22 protein-coding genes and 2 riboswitches are annotated in these 24,799 nt (G+C 68.3%); of the genes, 15 read left to right on the top strand and 7 right to left on the bottom strand.

From position 1 onward, the window contains the following. Window positions 1-3 precede the first annotated feature (3 nt). Both gcvT and HRV97_RS00770 read right to left on the bottom strand, forming a co-directional pair. Entirely contained in the window at window positions 4-1,158 is a 1,155-nt protein-coding gene (gcvT, locus tag HRV97_RS00775) for a glycine cleavage system aminomethyltransferase GcvT (RefSeq protein ID WP_174191803.1), read from the bottom strand. 53 nt (window positions 1,159-1,211) lie between these two features. Then, a riboswitch (glycine riboswitch) is annotated at window positions 1,212-1,321 on the bottom strand. Further along, window positions 1,322-1,423, bottom strand: a riboswitch (glycine riboswitch). Between the two features lie 94 nt (window positions 1,424-1,517). Beyond that, window positions 1,518-2,189 (bottom strand): hypothetical protein, encoded by a 672-nt coding sequence (locus tag HRV97_RS00770; protein WP_174191802.1) that lies wholly within the window; start codon window positions 2,187-2,189, stop codon window positions 1,518-1,520. 122 nt (window positions 2,190-2,311) lie between these two features. Here HRV97_RS00770 and ispH point away from each other — a divergent pair, with 122 nt between their 5' ends. The 4 genes from ispH (at window position 2,312) to HRV97_RS00750 (ending at window position 5,791) form a co-directional block, all read left to right on the top strand. After that, window positions 2,312-3,313, top strand: a complete 1,002-nt coding sequence (gene ispH, locus HRV97_RS00765) for a 4-hydroxy-3-methylbut-2-enyl diphosphate reductase (RefSeq protein WP_174191801.1) — start codon at window positions 2,312-2,314, stop codon at window positions 3,311-3,313. Window positions 3,314-3,433: 120 nt separating this feature from the next. Then, entirely contained in the window at window positions 3,434-4,405 is a 972-nt protein-coding gene (gene thrB / locus HRV97_RS00760; RefSeq protein ID WP_174191800.1) for a homoserine kinase, read from the top strand. Further along, window positions 4,402-4,884 (top strand): ribonuclease HI, encoded by a 483-nt coding sequence (rnhA, locus tag HRV97_RS00755; RefSeq protein ID WP_174191799.1) that lies wholly within the window; start codon window positions 4,402-4,404, stop codon window positions 4,882-4,884. Before thrB ends, rnhA begins: the two co-directional genes overlap by 4 nt. A gap of 19 nt (window positions 4,885-4,903) precedes the next feature. Next, window positions 4,904-5,791 carry a DMT family transporter gene (locus HRV97_RS00750; protein WP_174191798.1) on the top strand — a complete coding sequence of 296 codons (888 nt, stop codon included), beginning with the start codon at window positions 4,904-4,906 and terminating at the stop codon, window positions 5,789-5,791. Between the two features lie 172 nt (window positions 5,792-5,963). Here the strand turns inward: HRV97_RS00750 and HRV97_RS00745 are convergent, their stop codons facing one another. Both HRV97_RS00745 and HRV97_RS00740 read right to left on the bottom strand, forming a co-directional pair. Beyond that, window positions 5,964-7,043 carry an FAD-dependent oxidoreductase gene (locus tag HRV97_RS00745; RefSeq protein ID WP_174191797.1) on the bottom strand — a complete coding sequence of 360 codons (1,080 nt, stop codon included), beginning with the start codon at window positions 7,041-7,043 and terminating at the stop codon, window positions 5,964-5,966. After that, window positions 7,040-7,975, bottom strand: a complete 936-nt coding sequence (locus HRV97_RS00740; RefSeq protein ID WP_174192559.1) for an alpha/beta fold hydrolase — start codon at window positions 7,973-7,975, stop codon at window positions 7,040-7,042. The genes HRV97_RS00745 and HRV97_RS00740 overlap by 4 nt, the downstream gene beginning before the upstream one ends. Window positions 7,976-8,025: 50 nt before the next feature. Here HRV97_RS00740 and HRV97_RS00735 point away from each other — a divergent pair, with 50 nt between their 5' ends. The 8 genes from HRV97_RS00735 (at window position 8,026) to HRV97_RS00700 (ending at window position 15,633) form a co-directional block, all read left to right on the top strand. Then, window positions 8,026-8,499, top strand: a complete 474-nt coding sequence (locus HRV97_RS00735) for an A24 family peptidase (RefSeq protein ID WP_174191796.1) — start codon at window positions 8,026-8,028, stop codon at window positions 8,497-8,499. Window positions 8,500-8,563: 64 nt separating this feature from the next. Further along, window positions 8,564-9,607 (top strand): Flp pilus assembly protein CpaB, encoded by a 1,044-nt coding sequence (gene cpaB, locus HRV97_RS00730; protein ID WP_174191795.1) that lies wholly within the window; start codon window positions 8,564-8,566, stop codon window positions 9,605-9,607. Window positions 9,608-9,610: 3 nt separating this feature from the next. Next, on the top strand, window positions 9,611-11,275 hold the full coding sequence (locus HRV97_RS00725; protein ID WP_174191794.1) for a type II and III secretion system protein family protein: 1,665 nt from the start codon (window positions 9,611-9,613) through the stop codon (window positions 11,273-11,275). A gap of 23 nt (window positions 11,276-11,298) precedes the next feature. Next, window positions 11,299-11,943, top strand: a complete 645-nt coding sequence (locus HRV97_RS00720; RefSeq protein ID WP_174191793.1) for a CpaD family pilus assembly protein — start codon at window positions 11,299-11,301, stop codon at window positions 11,941-11,943. Next, entirely contained in the window at window positions 11,940-13,259 is a 1,320-nt protein-coding gene (locus HRV97_RS00715; RefSeq protein ID WP_174191792.1) for a nucleotide-binding protein, read from the top strand. The genes HRV97_RS00720 and HRV97_RS00715 overlap by 4 nt, the downstream gene beginning before the upstream one ends. A 37-nt stretch (window positions 13,260-13,296) precedes the next feature. Then, the gene (locus HRV97_RS00710; RefSeq protein ID WP_174191791.1) at window positions 13,297-14,265 is read left to right on the top strand and encodes a type II secretion system F family protein; all 969 of its coding nucleotides are present in this window, start codon (window positions 13,297-13,299) and stop codon (window positions 14,263-14,265) included. Further along, window positions 14,262-15,269: a type II secretion system F family protein gene (locus tag HRV97_RS00705; RefSeq protein ID WP_174191790.1), complete on the top strand. Its 1,008-nt coding sequence runs from the start codon at window positions 14,262-14,264 to the stop codon at window positions 15,267-15,269. Before HRV97_RS00710 ends, HRV97_RS00705 begins: the two co-directional genes overlap by 4 nt. A gap of 73 nt (window positions 15,270-15,342) precedes the next feature. After that, window positions 15,343-15,633, top strand: coding sequence for a hypothetical protein (locus tag HRV97_RS00700; RefSeq protein WP_174191789.1), 291 nt, complete (start codon window positions 15,343-15,345; stop codon window positions 15,631-15,633). 62 nt (window positions 15,634-15,695) lie between these two features. Here HRV97_RS00700 and ppdK read toward each other — a convergent pair whose 3' ends face one another. The 3 genes from ppdK to HRV97_RS00685 all read right to left on the bottom strand — a co-directional run bounded on the left by ppdK (window position 15,696) and on the right by HRV97_RS00685 (window position 21,941). Next, complete coding sequence (gene ppdK / locus HRV97_RS00695) at window positions 15,696-18,383, bottom strand: pyruvate, phosphate dikinase (RefSeq protein ID WP_174191788.1); 2,688 nt, start codon at window positions 18,381-18,383, stop codon at window positions 15,696-15,698. A gap of 355 nt (window positions 18,384-18,738) precedes the next feature. Further along, a complete protein-coding gene (gene glyS, locus HRV97_RS00690; protein WP_246248523.1) occupies window positions 18,739-20,958 on the bottom strand; it encodes a glycine--tRNA ligase subunit beta in 2,220 nt (739 codons plus the stop codon). 59 nt (window positions 20,959-21,017) lie between these two features. Beyond that, a complete protein-coding gene (locus HRV97_RS00685; protein WP_174191787.1) occupies window positions 21,018-21,941 on the bottom strand; it encodes a glycine--tRNA ligase subunit alpha in 924 nt (307 codons plus the stop codon). Window positions 21,942-22,073: 132 nt separating this feature from the next. Between HRV97_RS00685 and HRV97_RS00680 the strand changes: the two genes are divergently transcribed. From HRV97_RS00680 to pth, 3 genes are all read left to right on the top strand, one after another. Continuing rightward, the gene (locus HRV97_RS00680) at window positions 22,074-22,979 is read left to right on the top strand and encodes a TraB/GumN family protein (protein ID WP_174191786.1); all 906 of its coding nucleotides are present in this window, start codon (window positions 22,074-22,076) and stop codon (window positions 22,977-22,979) included. A gap of 392 nt (window positions 22,980-23,371) precedes the next feature. Continuing rightward, a complete protein-coding gene (locus tag HRV97_RS00675; protein WP_174191785.1) occupies window positions 23,372-24,067 on the top strand; it encodes a 50S ribosomal protein L25/general stress protein Ctc in 696 nt (231 codons plus the stop codon). Window positions 24,068-24,179: 112 nt separating this feature from the next. Continuing rightward, window positions 24,180-24,749 (top strand): aminoacyl-tRNA hydrolase, encoded by a 570-nt coding sequence (gene pth / locus HRV97_RS00670; RefSeq protein WP_174191784.1) that lies wholly within the window; start codon window positions 24,180-24,182, stop codon window positions 24,747-24,749. Window positions 24,750-24,799: the final 50 nt, after the last annotated feature.

The following is a 24,799-nucleotide window of genomic DNA, read 5'->3' as shown; positions in this document are numbered from 1 at the left end:
GGATCAGGCTCCTCGAAAGTAACGATGGGGAACGAACGGCATCGCGGCGACGGTCGCGGCGTGGACCTTGCCGCGCTGGACGAGGCGGACGGCGCTGCCCGGCGCGGCGAGTTCGGTCGGGACATAGGCCATCGCGATCGGTGCGCCGACGCTGGGCGCGAAGCCGCCGCTGGTCACGCGCCCGATCACCGCGCCGTCTTCACCGACGACGCTCGCGCCCTCGCGCACCGGCTGGCGACCCTCGACCAGCAGGCCGACACGCTTGACCGCGGGGCCGTGCTCGCGCTCGGCGAGGATGCGCTGGGCGCCCGGGAAGTCCGCCGCCTCGCGCCGGCGCTTCCAGAGCGCGAAGCCGAGGTCGGCCATCACCGGCGTCGTCTCGGGATCGAGGTCGTGGCCGTAGAGCGGCAGCCCGGCCTCGAGCCGGAGCGAGTCGCGCGCGCCCAGACCGATCGGCTTGACCTCAGGCTGCGCGAGCAGCGCTTCGGCGAACGCTTCTGCGGCCTCCGCGGGCAGCGAAATCTCGTAGCCGTCCTCGCCGGTGTAGCCCGAGCGGCTGAGCCAGATGTCGTGGCCCTGCCACTGGAACGCGCCCGCCTGCATGAAGACCAGCGCCTCGACGCCCGGGATCAGCCGCGACACCGCGTCGACCGCCTTCGGCCCCTGCACCGCGAGCAGCGCGTGATCCTCCATCAGGTTTATCGTCACGTCGTCGGGCAGATGCTCGATCATGTGCGACACGTCGTCGTACTTGGTCGCGCCGTTGACGACCATGTAGACGCGGTCCTCTGCCTGACGCGTGAGCATCAGGTCGTCGAGCACGCCGCCCTCGTCGTTGAGCAACAGCGAGTAGCGCGCCTTGTTGAACGGCAGCTTCTGGATCTCGGCCGGCAGCAGCGCTTCGAGCGCCGCGACGACGCCCTCACCGGTGATCGACAGCTGGCCCATGTGGCTGACGTCGAACAACCCCGCGTTCTCGCGCGTCCACAGATGCTCGGCCATGATCCCCTCATATTGGACGGGCATGTGATAGCCGGCGAACTCGACCATGCGGCCACCATGCGCGCGGTGCCACGCGTCGAGCGGGAGCGTCAGCGTCTCGATGACGACTTCATCGTCATCCGAAGCGCCATTGGAGGGTTGAATCTTGTCGCTCATCGATCGGCTTCCTGACGAAAGGACATCGCGGCGCAAACGCTTGCGCGACGATCATGTCCCCCTCTGTCACGGAACCTGAGAGCTTTCTCGCCGCTCGCGTGGCGATTACCCCTTCGGTGGATCGCACCGGTTAGCCCGTCGCAATCGCTTTCCAGAGTGTCGATAGGCTGACGCGGTCCCTGCTGCCTGAGAGATTCCGGGGTGGTTGCTCCTTCGGCGGCGACGCTTGCCTGAAAGGCCGGCCGCACTCTCCCGCGCCGCCCACGCGCGGGCATGTACCCCCACGTCGACGCCGGCCGCTCTGCCGCCGCCGACTATTTGTGTCAATCGGTGAAGCGCGTGGCAGTGATCCGCACGCCTCACCGCGTGGCGTTGTAGCGGAGCTGGTCGGACGTGAGCTGGAAGCCGACCAACGCCTCGAAGGTCGCGGACAGCACCGCGCTGCGCACCTCGGGCTGCGCGAGCGGGTCGAGCGCGGCATCCTCGTCGCCCGCCTTGCGACGGCGCGTCAGCTTGTCGCGGATCTCCTGCGGCACGGTGGCGAGCGCGCGCGAGACGACGGTGGTCGCCTGCTCGCTGGCGGTCGCGACGCCTTGTCCGGCGTCCCAGTGGAGCGCGACCGCGCCGATGCGCTTCGACACCACCGACGTGCCGCCGCGGGTGATCGCGATGAAATAGGGCAAGGTCACGTCGCGTGGCGCCCCGGTCTGCGTCCGGCGCGCGCGCACGTCGAAGGTGACCGTCGTCTGGATGTCGTCGCCGGCGTCGGCGCAGGTCGAGCGCACGTTGCTCATCGCCGCGACCACGTCGATCGCGCTCGCGTCGGTGCTGCCGGCGGGCGAGAAGACGGTGATGTCGCCGGTGCCCGCGGGCACGCCGACGATCGGGCAGGCCGAACGCACCGCGGTGATGCCCGCCGCGCCGCCCGACACCTCGATGTCGCCCGACTTGGCGCAGCCGGCCAAGGCCCCGCTCGTGGCAAGGAGCAGGGCGAGCGGCAGGAGGTTGGGGCGAAGCGACACGGGCGGCATTCCTGACACAAGAAGCGAATACGCGACGGGACCGCCTCCCGTTTCCAGAAGGCCGGCCCCGTTCGCCGCGCACCATAGGAACCGCCTTTCGCCGGAGCAAGCATTGGCGTACATGGGCGTGCATGTCCCCCTTCCCCGCAATCGAAGGCGCCGCCGACCTGCCCACCCCCGCGAGCAACACGCGCCGCCCGCTGGAGCTGATGATCGCCGCGCCGCGCGGTTTCTGCGCCGGGGTCGACCGCGCGATCCGCATCGTGGAGCTCGCGCTGGAGAAGCACGGCGCCCCCGTCTACGTCCGGCACGAGATCGTTCACAACAAGTTCGTGGTCGACGCGCTGAAGGCCAAGGGCGCGGTGTTCGTCGAGGAACTGGACGAGGTGCCCGACGACGCCAACGTCGTCTTCTCCGCGCACGGCGTGCCCAAGTCGGTGCCGGCCGAGGCGCAGGACCGGGGCCTCAGCTACCTAGACGCGACCTGCCCGCTCGTCTCCAAGGTGCATCGCCAGGCCGAGCGGCTGGTCGCGGCGGGCCGCCACATCGTCTTCGTCGGCCACGCCGGCCACCCCGAGGTGATCGGCACGTTCGGACAGGTGCCCGCGGGGTCGATGACGCTGGTCGAGACGGTCGAGGACGTGGCGGCGCTCGACCTGCCCGATCCGGCGAACGTCGCGTTCCTGACGCAGACCACGCTGTCGGTCGACGACACCGCCGCGATCGTGTCGGCGCTGCACGCGCGTTACCCGTCGATCGACGCGCCGCGCGGCGAGGACATCTGCTACGCGACCTCCAACCGTCAGGCCGCGGTCAAGGCGATCGCGGATTCGTGCGACGCGGTGCTGGTGATCGGCGCGCCCAATTCGTCCAACTCGGTCCGGCTGGTCGAGGTCGCCGAGCGGCAGGGCGTGCGCGCCGCGCTGATACAGCGCGCGGTTGAGCTCGACTGGGCGTTCCTTGACGGCGTCGGCACATTGGGCATCACCGCGGGGGCGTCGGCTCCCGAATTGCTGGTGCGCGAATTGGTCGACCGGCTCGCGACGCGCTTCGACGTGGTCGAGCGCGAGGTCGAGACGACGCGCGAGTCGATCGCCTTCAAGCTGCCGCGTGGACTCGACGCCGCCGCCTAAGCGCTGTCCTACACGCGCGAGCCGTGCCACGGCGGTTGCGTGATCGCGGGCGCGCGCGGGCGGGCGCGCGCACCTGCGTAGGCCTGTGACCTTTGTGACCTTTCGCGCGGGAGATTGAGCATGGCCGTCTACACGCACGTCTCCGCCGAGGCGCTGAGCCGCTTTCTCGCGCGCTACGACGTCGGTGAGCTCGTCTCCGCCAAGGGGATCGCGGAAGGGGTGGAGAATTCCAATTACCTCGTCGACACGACCGTCGGGCGCTACATCCTGACCTTGTACGAGCGGCGTGTGGCGGCCGGCGATTTGCCGTTCTTCATGGCGCTGCTCGACCACCTCGCCGCCAAGGGGTTGCCGGTACCGCCGGCGATCGCGGATCGCGAGGGGCAGGCGATCCAGCAGCTCGAAGGTCGCCCGGCCTGCCTGATCCGTTTCTTGCCGGGCGTGTCGCTGTCGCACCCGACACCGGCGCAGGCATTGGCCGCGGGCGAGGCACTCGCGCAGATGCACCGCGCGGTCGGCGATTTCGCACTCAGCCGGCCAAACACGATGGGGGTCGATACCTGGCGCCCGTTGTTCGAGCGTTGCGGACGCAGTCTCGATGCGATCGCGCCCGGGCTGCACGACGCGCTCGACCGCGCGCTGGATCACGTGCTGGCAGCATGGCCGCGCGACACGCTCGACGCTTGCGCGATTCACGCCGATCTGTTCCCCGACAACGTGCTGATGCGCGGCGATCGGGTGTCGGGGCTGATCGACTTCTACTTCGCCTGCACCGACGTGCGCGTCTTCGACCTCGCGATCACGCACAGCGCGTGGAGCTTCGACGCGAGCGGTTCGCGCTACGACGCCGCGATCGGTGACGCGCTGTTCGCCGGATATGAGCGCCACTTCCCGCTGTCGCCCGCCGAGCGCGATGCGTTTCCGACACTCGCAGCGGGGGCGTGCCTGCGTTTCGCCCTGAGCCGCGCGTGGGATTGGCTCAACACGCCCGCCGACGCGCTGGTGACGCGCAAGGACCCGCTCGCTTACCTGCGCCGGCTCGCGCATTACGCGCCCGATCTGCTTCCCGACCACATGAAGAACCACGCATGACCACCGAACCTTCCCCGACCGAACTCCCGATCGTCGAGATCGCCACCGACGGCGCGTGCAAGGGCAATCCCGGCCCGGGCGGCTGGGGCGCATTGCTGCGCATGGGCGAGACGGAGAAGGAGCTGTCGGGTGCCGAGAACCCGACCACCAACAACCGCATGGAACTGACCGCCGCGATCGAAGGGCTGAAGGCATTGAAGCGGCCGTGCCGCGTGACGCTGTCGACCGACAGCCGCTACGTGATGGATGGCCTGACCAAATGGATCCACGGTTGGCAGAAGAACGGCTGGCGCACCGCGGACAAGAAGCCGGTGAAGAATGCCGAGCTGTGGCAGGCGTTGCTCGCCGCCGCGAAGCCGCATCGGATCGAGTGGAAATGGGTCAAGGGCCACGCCGGTCACCCCGACAACGAGCGGGTCGACAAGCTGGCGAGCGACGCCGCGGTCGCGATCGCCAAGCGCCCGCGCGCGGCGGCGTGATCCGTCCCCGACCGAACCGATGCGCGCACGCGACTTCCTGATCCTGCTGCTGGTCTGCCTCGCCTGGGGCTATAGCAACGTGCTCAGCAAGATCGTGGTGGGTCAGTGGCACGTGCCGCCGCTGTTCTTCGCCGCGATCCGCTTCGCGGTGGTGGTGCTCGCGACCTTGCCGTGGCTGTGGCCGATGCCGCGCCCGCGGCTGCGCGTGGCGACGATCGGGCTGCTGATGGGCGCGGGTAATTTCGCATTGCTGTTCATCGGGTTGCAGACCGCCTCGCCCTCTTCCGCCGCGATCGTGATCCAGATCGGCGTGCCGTTCACAACGCTGCTGTCGATCGTGCTGCTCGGCGAGCGCATCCACCTACGCCGCGGAATCGGCATTGCGCTGACGCTCGCGGGCGTGGTGCTGGTGGTGTGGAACCCCAATGGCGTCGCATTGTCGGCGGGACTGTGGTTCATCGTCGGCGCGGCGTTCGCAGGATCGCTGGGTGCCGTCATGATGAAGCAGGTCGAGGACGTCGCGCCGCTCAGGTTCCAGGCGTGGGTCGGCCTCGTCTCGTGCCTGCCGCTGGCGATCGGATCGGCGCTGTTCGAGCGCGGGCAATGGACGAGCGCGATCGCGATCGGCTGGCCGTTCGTCGCCGCGGTGCTGTTCGCCGCACTCGTCGTGTCGGTTGTCGCGCACACCAGTTATTATGCGCTGATCCGCCGTTACGAGGCGAACCTGCTCGCCCCACTGACGCTGATGACGCCGCTGGCGACGATCGCGTTCGGCGTCGCGCTGACAGGCGACCACCTGGATGGCCGCATGATCGCGGGGGCCGCGCTCGCGCTGCTCGGCGTGCTGGTGGTCGCGATGCGTGCGCGGCCGAAGACGGCGCTGCTCACCGAGCGAGAACAGGCGTGAGTTGGGCAATGCGGAGCGGCTATCGAGCGGTTCGATTGAGCTTCACTACCCTAACCTTGACCTGTTCAGTATCTGCTCCAGTGGCTGGCAAGGTTAAAGCGGGACCCTGGATCAAGTCCGGGGTGACGAGGGAATAGAAGCGCCGGTGTGCGCGAGCCGGCACGACGACGCGTCAGTGCGCGAAGCGCGTCGCGGCGTAGCGTTCCGGGTCGACGCCCGCGGGCATATCGCCGCCGACCAGTAGTGCCGCACCGATCTGCGCGGCGGCGGGCGCGGTCTGGATGCCGAAGCCGCCCTGGCCTGCGAACCAGAAGAAGCCTGGGACCTCGGCATCGAACCCGTACACCGGCGCGCGATCGGGCGCGAAGGAGCGCAAGCCCGCCCAGGTCCGCTCGATCTTCGCGACCTGCCAGTCGACCACGCCCTCGAAGCGGTCGATTGCGGTCGCGACGTCGATCTCCTCGGGCGCCACGTCGTGCGGATCGACCGGCGTTTCGTCGTGCGGGCTCAGCCACAGCCGCCCGCCTGCCTCAGGCTTGAAGTAGAAGCGACCGGCGATGTCGGCGACGTGCGGCAGCTCGGCCGGCGCGGGCGGATCGGTGCGCAATTGCACCATCGTGCGGCGATATGCCTGGATGCCGATCGGGCGCACGCCTGCCACCTGGGCCACCGCGTCGGCCCAGGCGCCGGCAGCGTCGACCAGCACCGCGGCAGTGAACGAGCGGCCGTCGCGCGTGGCGATCCGCCACCGTCCACCCGCGTGCTCGGCACTAGCAAGTTCGGCGCGCGTCTCGACCACCGCGCCGCCGCGCCGAGCCGCCGCCAGCCGATCGGCGTGGAGCTTGCCGACGTCGATATAGGCGCACGACGCCTCCATCACGCCGTGGCGCCACGCTGGCCTGAGGCCCGGCACCAGCGCCGCGGGATCGACCCGCTCCAGCACGACCGGCGTGTTCGCGAACTCGGCGAGAAAGGCGTCGATCGCACGCTCGTCCTCGTCGCGGCCGATGTGCAGCGAGCCGAGCGCTTCGAGATAGCCGCCTCTGCGGAGTGCCGCGCCCGAGGCGGTCGTGAGCGGCTGGATTGCGGGCCCGCCGTAAGTTTCCGACCAGAACGCCGCCGATCGCCCGGTGGCGTGGTAACCGGGCTGGTCCTCCGCCTCGAGCAACAGCACGCGCGCCCGGTCACCGATCACGGCGGCCAGGCTCGCTCCGGCGATCCCAGCGCCGACGATCGCGATGTCGTAGTTCACCGCTCCAACCGCTCGTCGAGGAATCTGTCGATCGCCGCGAGTGCCCGGTCGCGTACCGGATCGGCCTCGCGCAGCAGCTCGTGCGCGGCCTCTGCACCGAAGCGCACGACCTCGGCATCGGGCAGTTGCGCACCGATCGCGGCGGCGGCGGCCGAGTCGACCAGCGCGTCGCGGTCGGCGAGCAGCATCGGCGTCGGCACCATCATCCGCGCCAGCGCAGGGTCGCGGCGCAGCCGGTCGGTCGCGGCGAACGCCTCCGCCAGCCACGCCCAGCTCGGCGGACCGAGTTTCAGTTCGGGCGATTGCTGATACCACCAGCCCTCGTCGGCATAGCGATCATGGTCGGCGGTGAGCAGCAGGCGGCGGTCGCGCGCGCCAGGCCGCTCATGTCCCTTCCACGCTGCGCGCGCCGGGTCGCCCGCGCGCCGCATCAGCGCGGCGAGCCAGCCGCCAACCCGCGCGCCCACCGGTGAGCGCAGGCCCAGCATCGGTGCGACCAGCACCGCCGCATCCGCCGCGATCACGCGGTCGACCAGCGCGCGCAGCACCAGGAACCCGCCCATCGAGTGACCGATCACGACGCGCGGACCGTCATGCTCCGCGGCCCAGCCACGCCAGAAGTCGGCGAGGTCGGCGATCCACGGCGCGAAATCGTCGGCGTGGCCGACGTTGCGGTCGGCGGACAGCCGCCCCGAGCCGCCCTGCCCGCGCCAATCGAACGCGCTGACCGACCAGCCGGCGTCGTGCCAGTGCGCGAAGCTTTCCAGATACTTCTCGAACACGTCGCCGCGTCCGGTCTGGAACAGGATCGCACCGCGCGGTGTCACCGCCGGCCAGTCGAACCGGCGGATCGGCCATCCGTCGGCGGCGTGCCACGTCGACACGCGCGCGTCCGCTGGCAAGGCACGACGATGGGCGGCGAAACGGGTCATCGCGGGCATGGTTACGGTTTCCTAAGGCATATCGTCTACCCGCCTGTTGCATGGGTTGGGGTATTCTCGTCTGGGCATTGCCCGCGTGTCTGGGGCTGCTGCTGGTGTCGGCGGGCGTCGAGGACGCGCGCCGGCGCGAGATCGCCAATTGGAAGAACGCGGCGATTGCGCTGCTGGCACCGCTCTGGTGGTTCGCGGTCGGGCTTGATCCCTGGCCGATGATGGCGGTGCAGTTCGGCGTCGCGCTGGTCGCGTTCGCGCTGTTCTGCGGGGCGTTCGCGCTGGGGCAGATGGGCGGCGGCGACGTGAAGCTGATCGGCGCGCTCGCGCTGTGGCTCGCGCCGTTGAACGTGATGAACATGCTGGTCGTGATGTCGCTGGCGGGTGGTGCGCTGACGCTGGCGTTCGTGCTCGATCACCGACTGCTGCGCCGCGAAGGGCCGATCGAGATCCCGTACGGCGTAGCGATCGCCTTTGCCGGGCTGCTCGCGCTCCGCGAACCGCTCGTTAACCAATTTACGTGATCATGAGGGTCGAAGAATCGGCCGTTCCGGTTTTCGTGCCGGGATCAAAGGGGCTAGGGGAATAATGGACACTCGCAAGGTGGTTCTGCTGATCGGCGCGCTGTTCGTGGCCGCGATCACCGCCTTCATGGCACGCACGCTGATGGCGGGCAGCGCGGCGCCGACCGCGGAAGCGATTCCGATCGCGGCACCGGTTCCGACCGGGCCCGAGGTGCTGGTGGCGACGCGCGCGCTGCCGGTCGGCACGATCCTGGACGCGACCGCGCTGAAGTTTCAGCCCTGGCCCGCCGAACTGGTCGAAAACGCCTATTACAAGAAGGACGGCACCGATCTGGCCAAGCTGATCGGCACGGTGGTGCGCCTGCCGATCACCGCAGGACAGCCGGTGACGCAGGGTGCGCTGGTGACGCCGGGCGATCGCGGCTTCCTGGCCGCCGCGCTGGGTGCGGGGATGCGCGCGGTGACGGTGCCGGTGTCGGCACAGACATCGGTCGCGGGCTTCGTGTTTCCGGGCGATCATATCGACCTGATCCTGACGCAGTCGGTCGAGGGCGGCGGCGATGGCCCCCCGCTCAAGACCAGCGAAACGGTGATCCGCAACCTGCGCGTGCTCGCCACCGACCAGAGCACCAGCGACCAGAAGGACGACAAGGGCAACACGGTGGTGAAGACCTTCTCCACGGTGACCGTGGAGGCGACGCCGCGCATCGCCGAGCAGATCGAGCTCGCGCAGACGCTGGGCAACCTATCGCTGTCGCTGCGCTCGATCGCCGACACCGCCGGGCAGTTGGAGGAGGCGATCGCCTCGGGTCAGGTCAGCGTGGGCGATGGTCGCGACGAGAAGGCGATGCTCGCGCGCGCGTCGAACACGCCGCAATCGGGGGTCGGCAGCTTCATGACCGGCGCCGACATCTCGCGGTTCCAGCGTCGCTCGGTGCCCGGCAAGGCGAACGCCGGGGCGATGGCGGCGGCACCCGCCGCCGCTGCGCCGATGACCGCACCATCATTCGGGGGGAGCGCGCCGGCAGCGGCGTCCGCGCCGACAGGGCCGGTCGTCCGGATCGCCCGCGGCAACAACGTGACCGAAATTCCGGTCGGGGGGAAGTAAGCCATGCGTTTCTCGTCCACGCCGCTCGGCTGGTCCCTGGCGCTCGCGCTGGCGACGGCCGCCACACCCACCCCGGTCGCCGCGCAGGCAGGCTCCGTGTCTGCCGCATCCACCACCGTGCAGGTGTCGACCAACCGCGGCCGATTGATCACGCTGTCGCGTCCGATGAGCGACCTGTTCGTCGCCAATCCGGAGATCGCCGACGTCCAGGTCCGCTCGCCGACCCAGCTCTACGTGTTCGGCAAGAAGCCGGGCGAGACGACGGTGTCGGCGACCGCCAAGGGCGGCGCGGTGGTCTATGCCGCGACCGTCCGCGTCGGCAACAATTTCGACTCGCTGCAATCGATGCTCAACCTGGCCATGCCGGACGCGCAGATCACCGCGACGCCGATGAACGGCCTCGTGCTGCTGACCGGCACCGTGCGCGGCCCCGAGGACGGCGCCGAGGCGGAGAAGCTGGTCGCCGCGTTCGTCGGCGAGAACACCAAGGTGCTCAGCCGCCTGCGCACCGCGACGCCGTTGCAGGTCAATCTGCAGGTCAAGTTCGCGGAAGTAAACCGCAGCTTCCTGAAGAACATCGGCAACAACCTGATCACCCGCGACACCACCGGCGGCTTCCTGTTCGGCATCACCTCGGGCCGCGCCGGCAACACGATCACCAACTTCAACACCTCAAGCTTCCCGCTGGTGGATGCGTCGTCGCGCTACGGCCTGCCGACCGGCACGGTGCAGCTGCCGTTCAACCCAGCGACCGGGCAGTTCGTGCTCCCCAATTCGGGCAGCGCGTACAATTTCGGCGGCAAGCCCGAAGACATCCGCTCGACGCTCGGCTTCGCGGGCAAGCTGCTCGGGCTCGACGTGCTGTCTGCCCTCGACCTGGGCGAGCAGAACGGCCAGGTGACCTCGCTCGCCAATCCAAATCTGACCGCTTTGTCGGGTGAGACGGGCACGTTCCTAGCGGGCGGCGAGATCCCGATCCCGATCTCGCAAGGGCTCGGCGCGGTGACGATCGAGTACAAGCAGTTCGGCGTCAGCCTTGCTTATACCCCCACCGTCATGTCGGACGGGCGCATCTCGCTGCGCGTCCGGCCCGAGGTGTCGCAGCTCGATTACTCGAACGCGGTGCCGTTCGGCGGCACGCGGGTGCCCGCGCTCACTACGCGTCGTGCCGAGACGACGGTGGAGCTGGGTTCGGGTCAGAGCTTCATGATCGCCGGGCTGATGGCGAACAGCCACAACAACACGTTCGACAAAACCCCCGGCATCGGCGACGTGCCCGTGCTCGGCGCGCTGTTCCGCTCCAACGCGTTCCAGCGCAGCGAGACCGAGCTGGTCATCATCATCACGCCGTATCTGGTGAAGCCGGTCAACGGCAACGACATCGCGCTGCCGACCGACGGCTACAAGGCACCGACCGACCTGCAACGCGTGCTGCTGGGTCAGTTGACCGACGGGCAGAGCGGCGCGCAGCGGCCGAAGCCGACGATGCAGGTCGGCCCCGCGCCCGCGCCCGCGATCGGTGCCGCCGCCGCGCCGCGCCCGAACCAGCCGATGCCGCAGCCGCTGCCCGCCCCCGCCGCGCCTCCTCGCGAGGCGGCCGACCGCAAGGCAGCCAAATCCGCCGATCGCAAGGGTGCCGCCCCGGCGCCCGGCTTCTCGATCAACTGATGCGCCAGAAAGGGACCAACCCCATGACCACGCGCCCCCTCCTCGCTGCCGCCATCGCGGGTGCGACGTTGCTTGCCGGATGCGGCACGCCCAATCGCGGCCTCGAATCGGTGCATCAACCCGTCGTCGCCCGCGCCGATTACGCGCTGGACGTGCAGACCGGCCCCGCCGGCATCGGCCCCGACGAGGCGCGACGCGTGATCGGTTGGATGGACACGCTGCGCATCGGCTACGGCGACACGATCGCGCTCGACGATCCTTACGGCGCCGACCGCGCGACGCGCGGCGACGTGGCGCAGATCGCCGCGCGCTACGGCTTGTTGTTGTCGGAAGAAGCCCCGGTCACCGGATCGCCGGTCGCACCGCGCACGATCCGCATCGTCGTCAGCCGCGCGCACGCCTCGGTGCCCGGCTGCGCCGACTGGTCGCGGATGAACGATCCCAACTTCAACGCGCATACCGGATCGAACTACGGCTGCGCGACCAACACCAATCTCGCCGCCATGGTCGCGAACCCGACCGATCTCGTTCGCGGCGCGCCGGGCAGCGGCGACTATGATGCGGCGACCGGATCGCGCGCGATCAACACGATGCGCGCGGCGGTGCCGACCGGCAACGGCGGCACCTGGGTCAAGAACCAGGCGGATTCGACCGGAGAGAAGAAGTGAACGCGCCCTGGAAGCCAGGCGGCCTCGCCAATCGCACCCCGTTCCTCGCTTTCGCGAGCGACGATGCGTCCGCCGACGCGATTCGTCCGATCGCGTCCGAGATGGGCTGGCCGTCGGACAACGTCCACAAGGGCGGTCTGCGCAATGCGGTGCAAACGCTGTCGGTGTCGACCAGCCCGCACGTGCTGTTCGTCGACCTGTCGGAATCGGGCGACCCGTTGGGCGACATCAACGGCCTGGCCGAAGTGTGCGAACCCGGCACGGTCGTGATCGCCGCGGGCCAGGTCAACGACGTGCGGCTCTACCGCGACCTGCTGGCATCGGGCATCCACGATTACCTGCTCAAGCCCTTCTCCGCCGACATGTTGCGCGACGCGTTCGCGCAGGCGCAGGCGATCATCAACGCGCCCAAGGTGACCGACGCCACGAGCGCGCGCCCGCATTGCGCGATCGCGGTGATCGGCACGCGCGGCGGTTCGGGCGCGTCGACGATCGCGACCTCGCTCGCCTGGCTGCTGAGTGACAAGGAGAAGCGCTCCACCGCGCTGCTCGACCTCGACGTGCATTTCGGCACCGGCGCGCTGGCGCTCGACCTGGAGCCGGGCCGCGGTTTGACCGACGCGATCGAGAATCCGAGCCGGATCGACGGTTTGTTCATCGAGCGCGCCATGGTGAAAGCGTCGGAGAACCTGTCGGTGCTCTCCGCCGAGGCGCCGATCAGCCAGCCGGTGATGACCGACGGCGCCGCTTTCTACCAATTGCAGGAGGAGATGCGCGGCGCGTTCGAGTGCACGGTGGTCGACCTGCCGCGCATGATGCTGGTGCAGCACCCACATCTCGTCAACGACGTGAACAGCGCGGTGATCGTGACCGAGCTGACGCTCGCCGCCGCGCGCGACACGATCCGGCTGCTGTCGTGGATCCGCAGCAACGCGCCGCAGATGCAGGTAACCGTGGTCGCCAATCGCGTCCATCCGGGCACCACGCTGGAGATCACGCGCAAGGATTTCGAGGGCTCGATCGAGCGCAAGATCGACGTGCTCATCCCGTTTGACCAGAAACTGGCGGCGCAGGCCGCGAAGCTCGGCAAGCCGTTCGCCGAAGCGGGCAAGGCATCGAAGACGGTACAGCCGTTGCTCGAACTCGCCGCCCTGCTCGCGGTCACCGATGATGACGCCGTCGCCACGGGCAAGCAGGCCAAGGGCGGGTCGCTGCTGGGCAAGTTCACCAACCTGAAGGGTCTGGTCGCCAAGAAGGACGGTATCAAGAAGAGCGCGTCCTCCAAGAGCAAGCCCGCCAAGGGCACGGCGAACTGAGGCGACGGACGGGAACGGAAACGGTGAAGGGCGAACCATGCTGCCAGTGACGATGATCGCGATCGGCGCGGCGGTGACGCTGGGCATGATCCTGTTCGCCTTAGCCGGTCCGTCGGCGCAGAAGGCGAGCAACCGCCGGTTGACCGCGCTGCGCGAGCGTCATTCGACCTCGGCCGAAGGTGCGATGGAAGCGCAGATGCGCCGCATCACCGGGCGCAGCCAGACCAAGGTCGACAGGGCCGCACTGCGGCTGCTGCCCAACCCGGCCGAGTTGCAGAAACGGCTCAACATGACCGGCAAGAGCTGGACCGTGGGTCAGTACGGCACCGTGTCATTGGGGCTGGCGGTCGGACTGACGCTGCTGCTGCTGCTGCGCGGGTTTCCGCTGCTGCTGGCGCTGTTCCTGGCACTGGGCGTCGGCGCGGGCCTGCCGCATCTCGTGGTCGGCAAGGTGATCAAGAAGCGCGTCGCCAAGTTCAACGCCAAGTTCCCCGACGCCATCGAACTGCTCGTCCGCGGTCTTCGTTCGGGCCTGCCGATCACCGAGACAATGTCGGTGGTGGGCGCCGAGGTCGACGGCCCCGTGGGTGAGGAGTTCCGTTCGGTCAGCGACAAGATGAAGATCGGTCGCTCGATGGACGTGGCGTTGCAGGAAACCGCCGATCGTCTCGGCACGCCCGAGTTCCAGTTCTTCGTCATCACCATCGCGATCCAGCGCGAGACGGGCGGCAATCTGGCGGAAACGCTGCAGAACCTCGCCACCGTGCTGCGCCAGCGCATGCAGATGAAGCTGAAGATCCGCGCGATGTCGTCGGAATCGAAGGCGTCGGCCTATATCGTCGGTTCGCTGCCGTTCATCGTGTTCGTGCTGATCTGGACGATCAACGGCACGTACATGCAGAATTTCTTCGTCGATCAACGCTTGATGGTCGCGGGTGGCGGCGGGCTGCTTTGGATGAGCATCGGTGCCTTCATTATGGCCAAGATGGTGAGTTTCGAGATATGAACGTCGCCAACGGCCCTACCCTGCTGGGCGTCGACGTGGTCTGGGTCGCGACCCTGCTGTCGGGCGTCGCCGCCGCCGCCGTCGTGCTCGCCATCTACGCCGCGCTCAGCGTGCGCGATCCGATGGCGAAGCGCGTCAAGGCGCTCAACGATCGCCGCGAGCAGTTGAAGGCGGGGATCACCGCCTCGACCTCCAAGCGTCGCGCCAAGCTGGTCCACAAGAACGAGACCGCCGACCGCGTGCGCGACCTGCTGTCCAGCTTCAAGATGTTGCAGGACGAGCAGCTCAAGGCCGCGCAGATCAAGCTGCTTCAGGCCGGCATTCGCAAGAAGGACTGGGCGATCGCGGTCATCTTCGGTCGGCTGATGCTGCCGATCGTGATCGGCGGGTTGATGGCGCTGTGGGTGTACGGGCTCGACGCGTTCCCTGAATGGGGGCCGATCAAACGCTATGGCCTGGTCGCGGGAACGCTGATCCTCTCCTACAAAGCGCCCGACATCTACCTGAAGAACCTGATCACCAAACGGTCGGACGCGATCCGCAAGGGCCTGCCAGACGCGCTCGACCTCCTGGTGATCTGCGCCGAGGCCGGTCTGACCGTCGACGCCGCGTTCCACCGCGTGGCGAAGGAATTGGGCAAGGCCTATCCCGAGTTGGGCGAGGAGTTCGCGCTGACCGCGATCGAATTGGGCTTTCTGACCGACCGTCGTCAGGCGTTCGAGAATTTGTCCACGCGCGTCGCGCTCGATGCGGTCAAGGGCGTGGTCACCACGATGATCCAGACCGAGAAATACGGCACCCCGCTCGCCAGCGCGCTGCGCGTGCTCTCGGCCGAGTTCCGCAACGAGCGCATGATGCGCGCGGAGGAGAAAGCGGCGCGCTTGCCCGCGATCATGACGGTGCCGCTGATCCTGTTCATCCTGCCGGTGCTGTTCGTGGTCATTCTGGGACCGGCCGCCTGCTCGATCAGCGACGCTTTCTCCGGCAACGGTCCGGGGGGCTGACGCCCTCCGCGCGACCGTTGCAGGGAACAGCGCCCCGCACGCCTCGTTATGGAAGCGTAACAGGAGGGACGAGATGCTGTTCACCACCACCACGCAATATATCGCGCTAGTCGTCGCGTTGATCGCGGGATGGCTGTTCGGGTTGGCGAGCCATCCGGGCGGCAAGAAGTGGAAGCAGCGCTACGCCGACGAGCGCAACGGCCACACCGAGACACGCAAGGCGCTGGAAGCGCGCGTCGCCGAACTGGAGCGCGACAATGCGCGGCTGGCGAGCGCGGCACCGGTTAGCCATGCGCCGATCGCGCCGGGTGCGGCGTCGCGCGCCGAGCCGGCATTCCGCGACGACGGTCACCGCCCGCTCTGATCCACCGCCAACGATGGTGACCCAAGGCCGCCCGGGCATCTGCGCCCGGGCGGCCTTCGTCGTCAGCGCGTCTTGAGCGCCGCCTGCGCCGCGGCCAGTCGCGCGATCGGCACGCGGTAGGGCGAGGCGCTGACGTAATCGAGCCCGACTTCCTCGCAGAAGGCGATCGAGGCGGGATCGCCGCCGTGCTCGCCGCAAATGCCGAGCTTGATGTCGCCGCGCGTCGCACGACCGCGCTCGGCCGCTAGGCGAACCAACTCGCCGACGCCCTCGACATCTAGGCTGACGAACGGGTCCTTGGCGTAGATGCCCTTCTCGACATACGCGCCCAGAAAACGCGCGGCGTCGTCGCGGCTGACGCCCAGCGTCGTCTGCGTGAGGTCGTTGGTGCCGAAGGAGAAGAACTCGCCCGTCTCGGCGATCTCGCCTGCCTTCAGCGCGGCGCGCGGCAATTCGATCATCGTGCCGACGAGATACGTGATCTCGCGCCGGCGCTCGGCAAAGACGGCCTTGGCCGCGGCATCCACCACCGCCTTCATCAGGTCGAGCTCGCGCTTGGTGGCGACCAGCGGGATCATTACCTCGGGGATCGGTGCCTCACCCGACTTCTCCGCCACGTCGATCGCGGCCTCGAAGATCGCGCGCGCCTGCGTCTCGTAGATTTCGGGGTAGGTCACGCCCAGGCGGCAGCCGCGGTGGCCGAGCATCGGGTTGAACTCGTGCAACTCGGCGGCACGGCGCTTGAGCTGGTCAACCGCGATGCCTGCGGCGGACGCGACCTCGGCAAATTCGGCTTCCTCGTGCGGCAGGAATTCGTGCAAGGGGGGATCGAGCAGGCGGACGGTGACCGGCAGCCCCGCCATCACCTCGAAGATCGCGGCAAAGTCGCTGCGCTGTTCGGGCAGCAGGCGGTCGAGTGCGGCGCGGCGGCCGGCTTCGTCCTCGGCCAAAATCATCTGGCGCACCGCGGTGATGCGGCTGGCCTCGAAGAACATGTGCTCGGTGCGGCACAGCCCGACGCCTTCGGCACCGAAGTCGCGCGCGACCTGGCAGTCGGCGGGCGTCTCGGCATTGGCGCGGACCTTGAGGCGGCGGACCTCGTCGGCCCATTCCATCAGCGTGCCGAAGTCGCCGGCGAGCTCGGGCTGGATCGTCGCGACCGCGCCCGCCATCACCTCGCCGGTCGAGCCGTCGATCGTGACCGTGTCGCCTTCGCGCACCTCGCGGCCGGCGACGCGCATCACCTTTGCCTTCGCGTCGATCGAGATCGAGCCTGCGCCCGAGACGCAGGGGCGGCCCATGCCGCGCGCGACGACGGCGGCGTGGCTGGTCATCCCGCCGCGCGCGGTCAGGATGCCCTTCGCCGCGTGCATCCCGTGGATGTCTTCGGGCGAGGTTTCGGTGCGGATCAGGATCACCGACTTGCCCTCGCCCGCGTGACGCTCGGCGGTGTCGGCGTCGAACACGGCTTCACCCGAGGCCGCACCCGGCGAAGCGGGGAGCCCCTTGGTCAGCACGTCGCGCTTGGCTTGCGGGTCGAGCGTCGGGTGGAGCAACTGGTCGAGCGCCTGCGGGTCGACGCGCGCGACCGCTTCCTCACGGGTGATCAGCCCCTCGTTCGCCATGTCGACCGCGATCTTGAGCGCGGCCTTGGCGGTGCGCTTGCCCGAGCGGGTCTGGAGCATCCAGAGCTTGCCCTGCTGCACCGTGAACTCGATGTCCTGCATGTCGCGGTAGTGCGTCTCGAGCTGGTCGAACACGCCCGCCAGCTCGGTGTAGACCTCGGGCAAGGCTTCTTCCATCGAGGCAGGCTTCGCACCTGCCTCCTCGCGGGCGGCCTTGGTCAGGTACTGGGGCGTGCGGATGCCGGCGACGACGTCCTCGCCCTGCGCATTGATCAGGAACTCGCCGTAATAGGCGCGGTCGCCCTTCGACGGATCGCGGGTGAAGGCGACGCCGGTGGCGCTGGTGTCCCCCATGTTGCCGAACACCATCGCCTGGACGTTGACCGCGGTGCCCCAGTCGGCGGGGATGTCGTTCAGGCGGCGATAGACCTTGGCGCGGTCCGACTGCCACGAGCCGAACACGGCGCCGACCGCGCCCCAGAGCTGGTCGTGCTCGTCTTGCGGGAACGGCTTGCCCCATTGCTGCTCGACGAGGCCCTTATACTCGTCGACCAGCGCGCGCAGGTCGTCGGCGCTGAGTTCGGTGTCGAGCGTGTAGCCACGGTCTTCCTTGGCGATCTCCAGCGCTTCCTCGAACGCGCCGTGGTCGAGTTCGAGCACCACGTCGGCGTACATCTGGATGAAGCGGCGGTAGCTGTCCCAGGCGAAGCGCGCGTCACCGCTGGCGGCGGCGAGCCCCTGCACCGTTTGGTCATTGAGGCCGAGGTTGAGAACTGTGTCCATCATGCCGGGCATCGAGACGCGCGCGCCCGAGCGGACCGAGACGAGCAGCGGATCGGCGGCGTCGCCGAACTTCTTGCCCGTGACTTCCTCGATGTGCGCGATGCCGGCGGCGACCTCGTCGCGCAGCGACTGCGGAAAGCGTTCGCCTTCCTCGTAGTAGCGCGTGCACATCTCGGTCGAGATCGTGAAGCCGGGGGGGACGGGCAGACCGATCGAGGCCATTTCGGCGAGGTTCGCGCCCTTTCCGCCGAGCAGGTTCTTCTGGTCGACCTTACCCTCCGCCGTGCCGCCGCCGAAGCGGTAGACGTATTGGACCTGATCGTTCCCCGCTGCGCTCGCCACCTGATCGTCTCCTGCATGCTTTGTTGTTGCAATGCGGCATAGGCCCGGATGGGGGCAATGGCCAGTGGGGTGGCGGCGGGGCGATTGGGTGGGTGTAGCGGGTGAAGGGATGGTGGATCAGCGGGTTACGCGGTGATGCTGCGGGAGCATGGGACGGTAAGATTCTTGCGAAGTGGAGGAAGTGGAGGTTCAAACGCGTTTTTTCGCGCGGCTCCACTTCGGGCGTGGTGAGTGTTCGTGGGGCGGAAGGTCACGCGAAGGTCACACCAAGGCGGGGCGTGCAGCCGCCTCCCCTCACCCTCCCACCCGGCTGTGCCGGGCGGGCCCCTCCCTCTCCCCGGTGGGGAGAGGGGTCTTACCCCTCGATCTTCGAGAAGTCGGCGACGGTGTGGACGGAGGCGCGGACGCGGGCGAGGAGCGCCAGGCGCGCGCTGCGCTTGGCCGCGTCGGGGTCGTTGACGGTGACGGTGTCAAAGAACGCATCGATCGGTGCGCGTAACGTAGCTAGCGCCGCCATCGCCGCCTCGAAATCCTCCGCCTCGACCGCGCGGGCGGCGGCGGGTTCGGCGGCGTCGAGCGCGGCGATCAGTGCGGCTTCGTCCTTTTCGGGCGTGTAGGACAGCGGTTCGTGTCCGACCGGCGCGGATGCGTCGACGCCTTCCTTTTTCAGGATGTTGGCGGCGCGCTTGTATCCGGCGAGCAGGTTGGCGCCGTCGTCGGTCCCCACGAACGATTGCAGCGCGCGGACGCGGGCGAGCAGGCGGACGAGATCGTCCTCTCCGCCGAGCGCGAACACCGCGTCAATCAGGTCGTGGCGGACGCCGGCCTCGCGTTGCTGGACCTTGAGGCGGTCGGCGAAGAAGAATTCGACATCTTCGCTCGTTAGATCAGGCCCCTGCATGTCTACTTCTGGTGCAAGGTGTAGATAAGCGATTGTCTCTTGGAACTCGAACGTACGGCGCAAAGAGAATCGCAGCTTGTTTACCAGGATAAGAGCGATAACAGCGAGCGCAGCGCGACGGAGAGCAAAAGGGTCGCGAGAACCACTAGGTTTCTCTGCGATTCGAAAGAACGCGTAGAGCGTATCCAGCTTGTCCGCCAAGCTCACCGCCACCGTGACCGGGGCGGTCGGCACGTCGTCGCCCTGCCCGACCGGTTTGTAATGGTCGCGGATCGCTTCGGCGACCTGGGGGTCCTCGCCTTGCGCGGCGGCGTAATAGCCGCCCATCAGGCCCTGTAGCTCGGGGAACTCGCCGACCATGCCGGTGACGAGGTCGGCCTTGCACAGGCGCGCGGCGCGTTCGGCTAGGTGTGCGAGGTGCTCGACCTGCTCCCTCTCCCCTGTGGGGAGAGGGTTGGGGTGAGGGGCTGAGGCGGGCGCTTCGCTTCCGGGCTGCCCCTCACCCAACCAGTTCTGGGTCGATTGTGCCCCCGGCACAATCTCAACATCGCGGGGCGATGTTGACCCAGAACTCCCCGCAAGGGAGAGGGCTTTCTCGCCCCCAACAATGCCTTCTTCGACCAGCCAGCGGGCCAGTTTGGCGACGCGGTCTACCTTGTCGGCGACGGTGCCTAGTTTCTCGTGGAAGACGATCTTCTCGAGCTTCTTCGCCTGGTCCTCCAGCGGCACCTTGAGGTCGGTGTCGTAGAAGAAGCGCGCGTCGGAGAGGCGGGCGGCAAGGACCTTGCGATTGCCCTCGACGATCTTCGCGCCGCCATCCGTCGCGTCGATGTTGGCGGTGCAGATGAAGGCGTTGGCGAGCTTGCCGTCGGCGCCACGGCAGACGAAATACTTCTGGTTCACGCGCGCGGTGAGCTGGATGACCTCAGGCGGCACGTCGAGGAATGCGGGGTCGAAGCGGCCGAGCAAGGGCACGGGCCATTCGGTCAGGCCGGCGTTCTCGGCCACCAGCCCCTCGTCGGGGACGAGTTCGAGCCCCGCGTCCACCGCGAGTGCCTGGGCGCGGGTGCGGATCGTCGCGGCGCGCTCGTCCTGGTCGACGATGACGTGGCACATGCGCAGCTTGTCGGCGTAATCGGCGGCAGAGCCGATCGTGATCGCGCCGGGATGGTGGAAGCGGTGGCCGTAGGTGACCGCGCCGCTGTCGATCCCCGCGACGGTGACCGGCACCACGTCCTCACCGAAGAGCGCGACGATGCCGTGCAGCGGGCGGACCCAGCGCAGGGACTCGGTAGAGGCAGAGGCATCGCCCCAGCGCATCGACTTGGGCCAGGGGAAGGCGCGGATGATCGCGGGGATGGCATCCGCCAGCACGTCGGCGGTGGCACGGCCGGGCTTCTCGGTGATCGCGAAGAACACGCCGTTCCGCTCGGTCAGTTGCTCACGGGCCAGGCCGGTCTTGCGCAGGAAACCGTCGAGCGCCTGTGGCGGGGCGCTGGTCTTGGGGCCTTTCACTTCCTCGCTGACCGCCTGCGTCGCCGCGGGCAGATTGCGCGCGATGAGGGCGAGGCGGCGCGGGGTGGCGTAGGTGACGATGTCCGCGGCGGCGAGGCCGGCGCGGGCGAGTTCGGCGGCGAACAGGCGCGACAGATCCTCGCGTGCCTTTGCCTGCATCCGCGCGGGGATTTCCTCCGAGCGGAGTTCGAGCAGGAAGTCGTTCTGGGTGGCGGGGTTCACAGGCTCCACTCCGGGAAACGGGATTGCCACTGCGGCGTCATCTTCTCGATCTGCGCGGCGCACGCGCCCTTCGCGAGATCGCGGACGCGGCCCATGTACGCCTGACGCTCGGCGACCGAGATGACGCCGCGCGCTTGCAGCAGGTTGAAGACGTGGCTCGCCTTGATCGCCTGCTCGTAGGCGGCGATCGGGAGCTTGGCGGCGAGCGAGTTCTCGCACTCGGCGACGTGCTTGCGGAAGGCGTCGAACAAAGCGTCGGTGTCGGCGACCTCGAAGTTCCAGGTCGACATCTGGCGCTCGTTCTCGAGGAACACCTCGCCGTAAGAGACGCCCGCATCGTTGAACGCCAGGTCGTACACGTTGTCGACGTCCTGGATGTACATGGCGAGGCGTTCGAGCCCGTAGGTCAGCTCACCCGCGACCGGCTTGCAGTCGAAACCGCCCATCTGTTGGAAATAGGTGAATTGGGTCACCTCCATGCCGTCGCACCATACCTCCCAGCCCAGGCCCCAGGCGCCGAGCGTCGGCGATTCCCAATCGTCCTCGACGAAGCGGATGTCGTGGGTGGAGACGTCGACGCCGATCGCGAGCAGGCTGCCGAGGTAGAGTTCCTGCAGGTCGGGCGGACCCGGCTTCAGGATCACCTGATATTGGTAATAATGCTGGAGCCGGTTCGGGTTCTCGCCGTAGCGCCCGTCGGTCGGGCGGCGGCAGGGTTGCACGAAGGCGGCGTTCCACGGCTCTGGCCCCAGTGCGCGCAACGTGGTGGCGGGGTGAAAGGTGCCCGCGCCCATCTCCATGTCGTATGGTTGCAGGATGAGGCAGCCGCGTTCCGACCAATATTGGTGGAGCCGCAGGATCATCGACTGGAACGAGAGCGGTCGGGTGCCGCCGGTGGTGGGGGTGTGCGTGTCGTCCATGACGCGCGGTGCTCTGGCGCAAGCGTGCGGGCGAGGCAAGGCGATGGGATGCGTCCCGTTCGGGGGCGGTTCAGTTGCGGGTGGGATAGACGCACCGCATATCCGCGCTTCCCTTGCCCGAAGGCCGCTTGCATGACCCCCGTGATGAAGACCCTGACCTCCGCCTTCGCGCTGCTGCTCGCGCTGCCCGCGTGCGCCAAGCAGGCGCCTGCCCCCGCGGTTGCGGCGAAGGACGCTGACCCTGCTTTGTGGGTGGTCAAGGACGCGGACACGACGATCTACCTGTTCGGGACGATCCACGTGCTGAAACCCGGGCTCACGTGGTTCGACGAGGCAGTGAAGACCGCGTTCGACAAGTCGAACACGCTGGTGCTCGAGATGGTCGAGCCCGACCAGGCGACCGAGCAGAAGATCGTGCTGGCGAAGGCGTTCGCGCCCGATCAGCCGCCGCTGACCCAACAGGTGTCGGCGAAGTATCGGGGCGTGCTGACGAGCACGATGGCGGCGGGCAAGGTGCCGGCGGCGACCTACGAGAAGATGCGGCCGTGGTTCGCGGCGGTGACGCTGTCGCTGCTGCCGGTGCAGAAATCGGGCTACGGCGCGGCGAACGGGCCCGAGGGCGTGTTGTCGGCGGCGGCGAAGGCGGCGGGGAAGCCGGTCGTCGGGCTGGAAACGTTCGAGGGGCAGCTCGGCATCTTCGATTCGTTGTCGAGGCAAGCGCAGGTGAAGCTGCTGGAAAGCACGATCGACGAGCTGCCGACCGCCAACGCGACGATGGACAAGATGGTCGCCGACTGGTCGCGCGGCGACCCCGACGCGCTGGCGCGCGAGATGAACAAGTCGCTGAAGGATTCGCCGGAGGTCGCGAAGGCGCTGCTGACCGACCGCAACAAGCAATGGGCGGGCTGGATCGCGGAGCGGATGCGGACGCCGGGCACGGTGTTCATCGCAGTGGGCGCCGGGCACTTGGCGGGGGCGAACAGCGTGCAGGAGCAGTTGAAGGGGTACAAGCTCGACGCGGTGCGGGTGAAGTATTGAGGGTGGTGGGGTGGTGGTGACCACCTCCTCAGCCGTCATCCCGGCGGAGGCCGGGATCCAACTGGCCGCGGGTGGCTGGTGATGAGGGGCATGGTGACGTGGCCGCTCGCGCGGGGCGACGCCGCTGGGGTTGAGGCGAGGGTGGTTATCCGCTTCTCGACAGACGCGCAAAGGCCGAATGGATCCCGGCCTTCGCCGGGATGACGGGGGTAAGGGGCAGCTCCCCTTCGCCGGGATGACCGACAAAGGGGGGGGGGGGGGGGGGGGGCGTGAGTGAACAACCCACCCCACCTTGCCTTTTGCCGCCCGCCCGGCTATGCGCGCCGGCTTCCGGCCATGGTCATCCCTGGAGGCGTGGCGGGAAGCATCCACACGAATTTCGGAGCATATCTATGAGCGACACCATTACGCTCGCAGCCGAGACGCGTGATCGGGTTGGCAAGGGAGCCTCCCGTTCGCTGCGTCGCGAAGGCCGCGTCCCCGCCGTGATCTACGGCCAGAACCGCGAACCGACCTCGATCCACCTGGAGGAGAAGGCGCTGGTCAAGGCATTGATGACGGGTCACTTCATGAACTCGGTCATCATGGTCGGCGGGCAGCGTACGCTGGCCAAGGACGTCGCGTTTCACCCGGTCACCGACCGTCCGGTCCACGTCGACTTCCTGCGCGTGGGCGAGCACACCAGCGTCACCGTCGCGGTGCCGGTCGTGTTCACCGGCGAGGAAGACTCGCCCGGCATGAAGAAGGGCGCGGTGCTCAACATCGTGCGCCACGAGCTGGAGCTGGTGGTCGACGCCGCCGAGATCCCGACCGAGATCACCGTGTCGGTCGCGGGCAAGGACGTGGGCGACACGATCCACATCAGCGACGTGACGCTGCCGAACGGCGCGACCAGCGCGATCGAGGACCGCGACTTCACGGTCGCGACGATCGTCGCTCCGTCGGCGCTGCGTGCGGAAGGCGCGGATACGACCGATGAGGCGATCGCCGCCGAGGTGGCCGAGGCCGCCGGCGAGACGGTCGAGACCGACGCCGTCGAGGGCGACGACACCGCGACCGACGCGGGCGAGGACAAGGCGGAGGGCTGATCCCCTCCCCCATCCGCGACACACGCGGGTGACGATGTTCTACGGGGCAGGCGGGCGGAAATGCCCCCTGCCCCGTTTGTTTATGGCCCCGTTCCATACGCGGAGATGAAGGATGCAATTGTGGGTGGGGCTCGGCAATCCGGGCGCGCAATATGCGATGCATCGCCACAATGTCGGGTTCATGGCCGTGGACGCGATCGCCGAGGTGCACGGCTTCGCCGCGCCGGCCAAGAAGTTCCAGGGCTGGGTACAGGAAGGTCGCGTCGGCGGGGCCAAGGTCATGCTGCTCAAGCCCGCGACGTTCATGAACGACAGCGGGCGCAGCGTCGGCGAGGCGATGCGCTTCTACAAGCTCGAGCCCGACGCGCTGACCGTGTTCCACGACGAGCTCGATCTGGCGCCGATGAAGGTCAAGGTGCGCGTCGGCGGCGGGCTGGCGGGGCATAACGGGCTGCGCTCGATCGACAGCCACCTGGGGCCGGAGTTCCGCCGCGTGCGGCTGGGGATCGGGCATCCAGGGCACAAGGACCGGGTCAGCGGCTATGTACTGGGCAATTACGCCAAGGCGGAGATCGACGCCTTGTCCGACATGCTGGGCGCGGTCGCGGGTGAGGCGGAGTGGCTGGCGAAGGGCGACGACGTGCGGTTCATGAACGACGTCGCGATGAGGATGGCGGGCTGACGCGTTCTGCGAGCGGCTTGGCGCTCGTTGGTTCATCACCGCGGACGTGC

It is taken from the genome of Sphingomonas hominis, from assembly GCF_013328205.1.
In the GTDB taxonomy this organism is placed as follows: domain Bacteria; phylum Pseudomonadota; class Alphaproteobacteria; order Sphingomonadales; family Sphingomonadaceae; genus Sphingomonas; species Sphingomonas hominis.
Note: the sequence above shows the minus strand (reverse complement) of the source record. Positions and strands in the feature narration are given on the sequence as shown.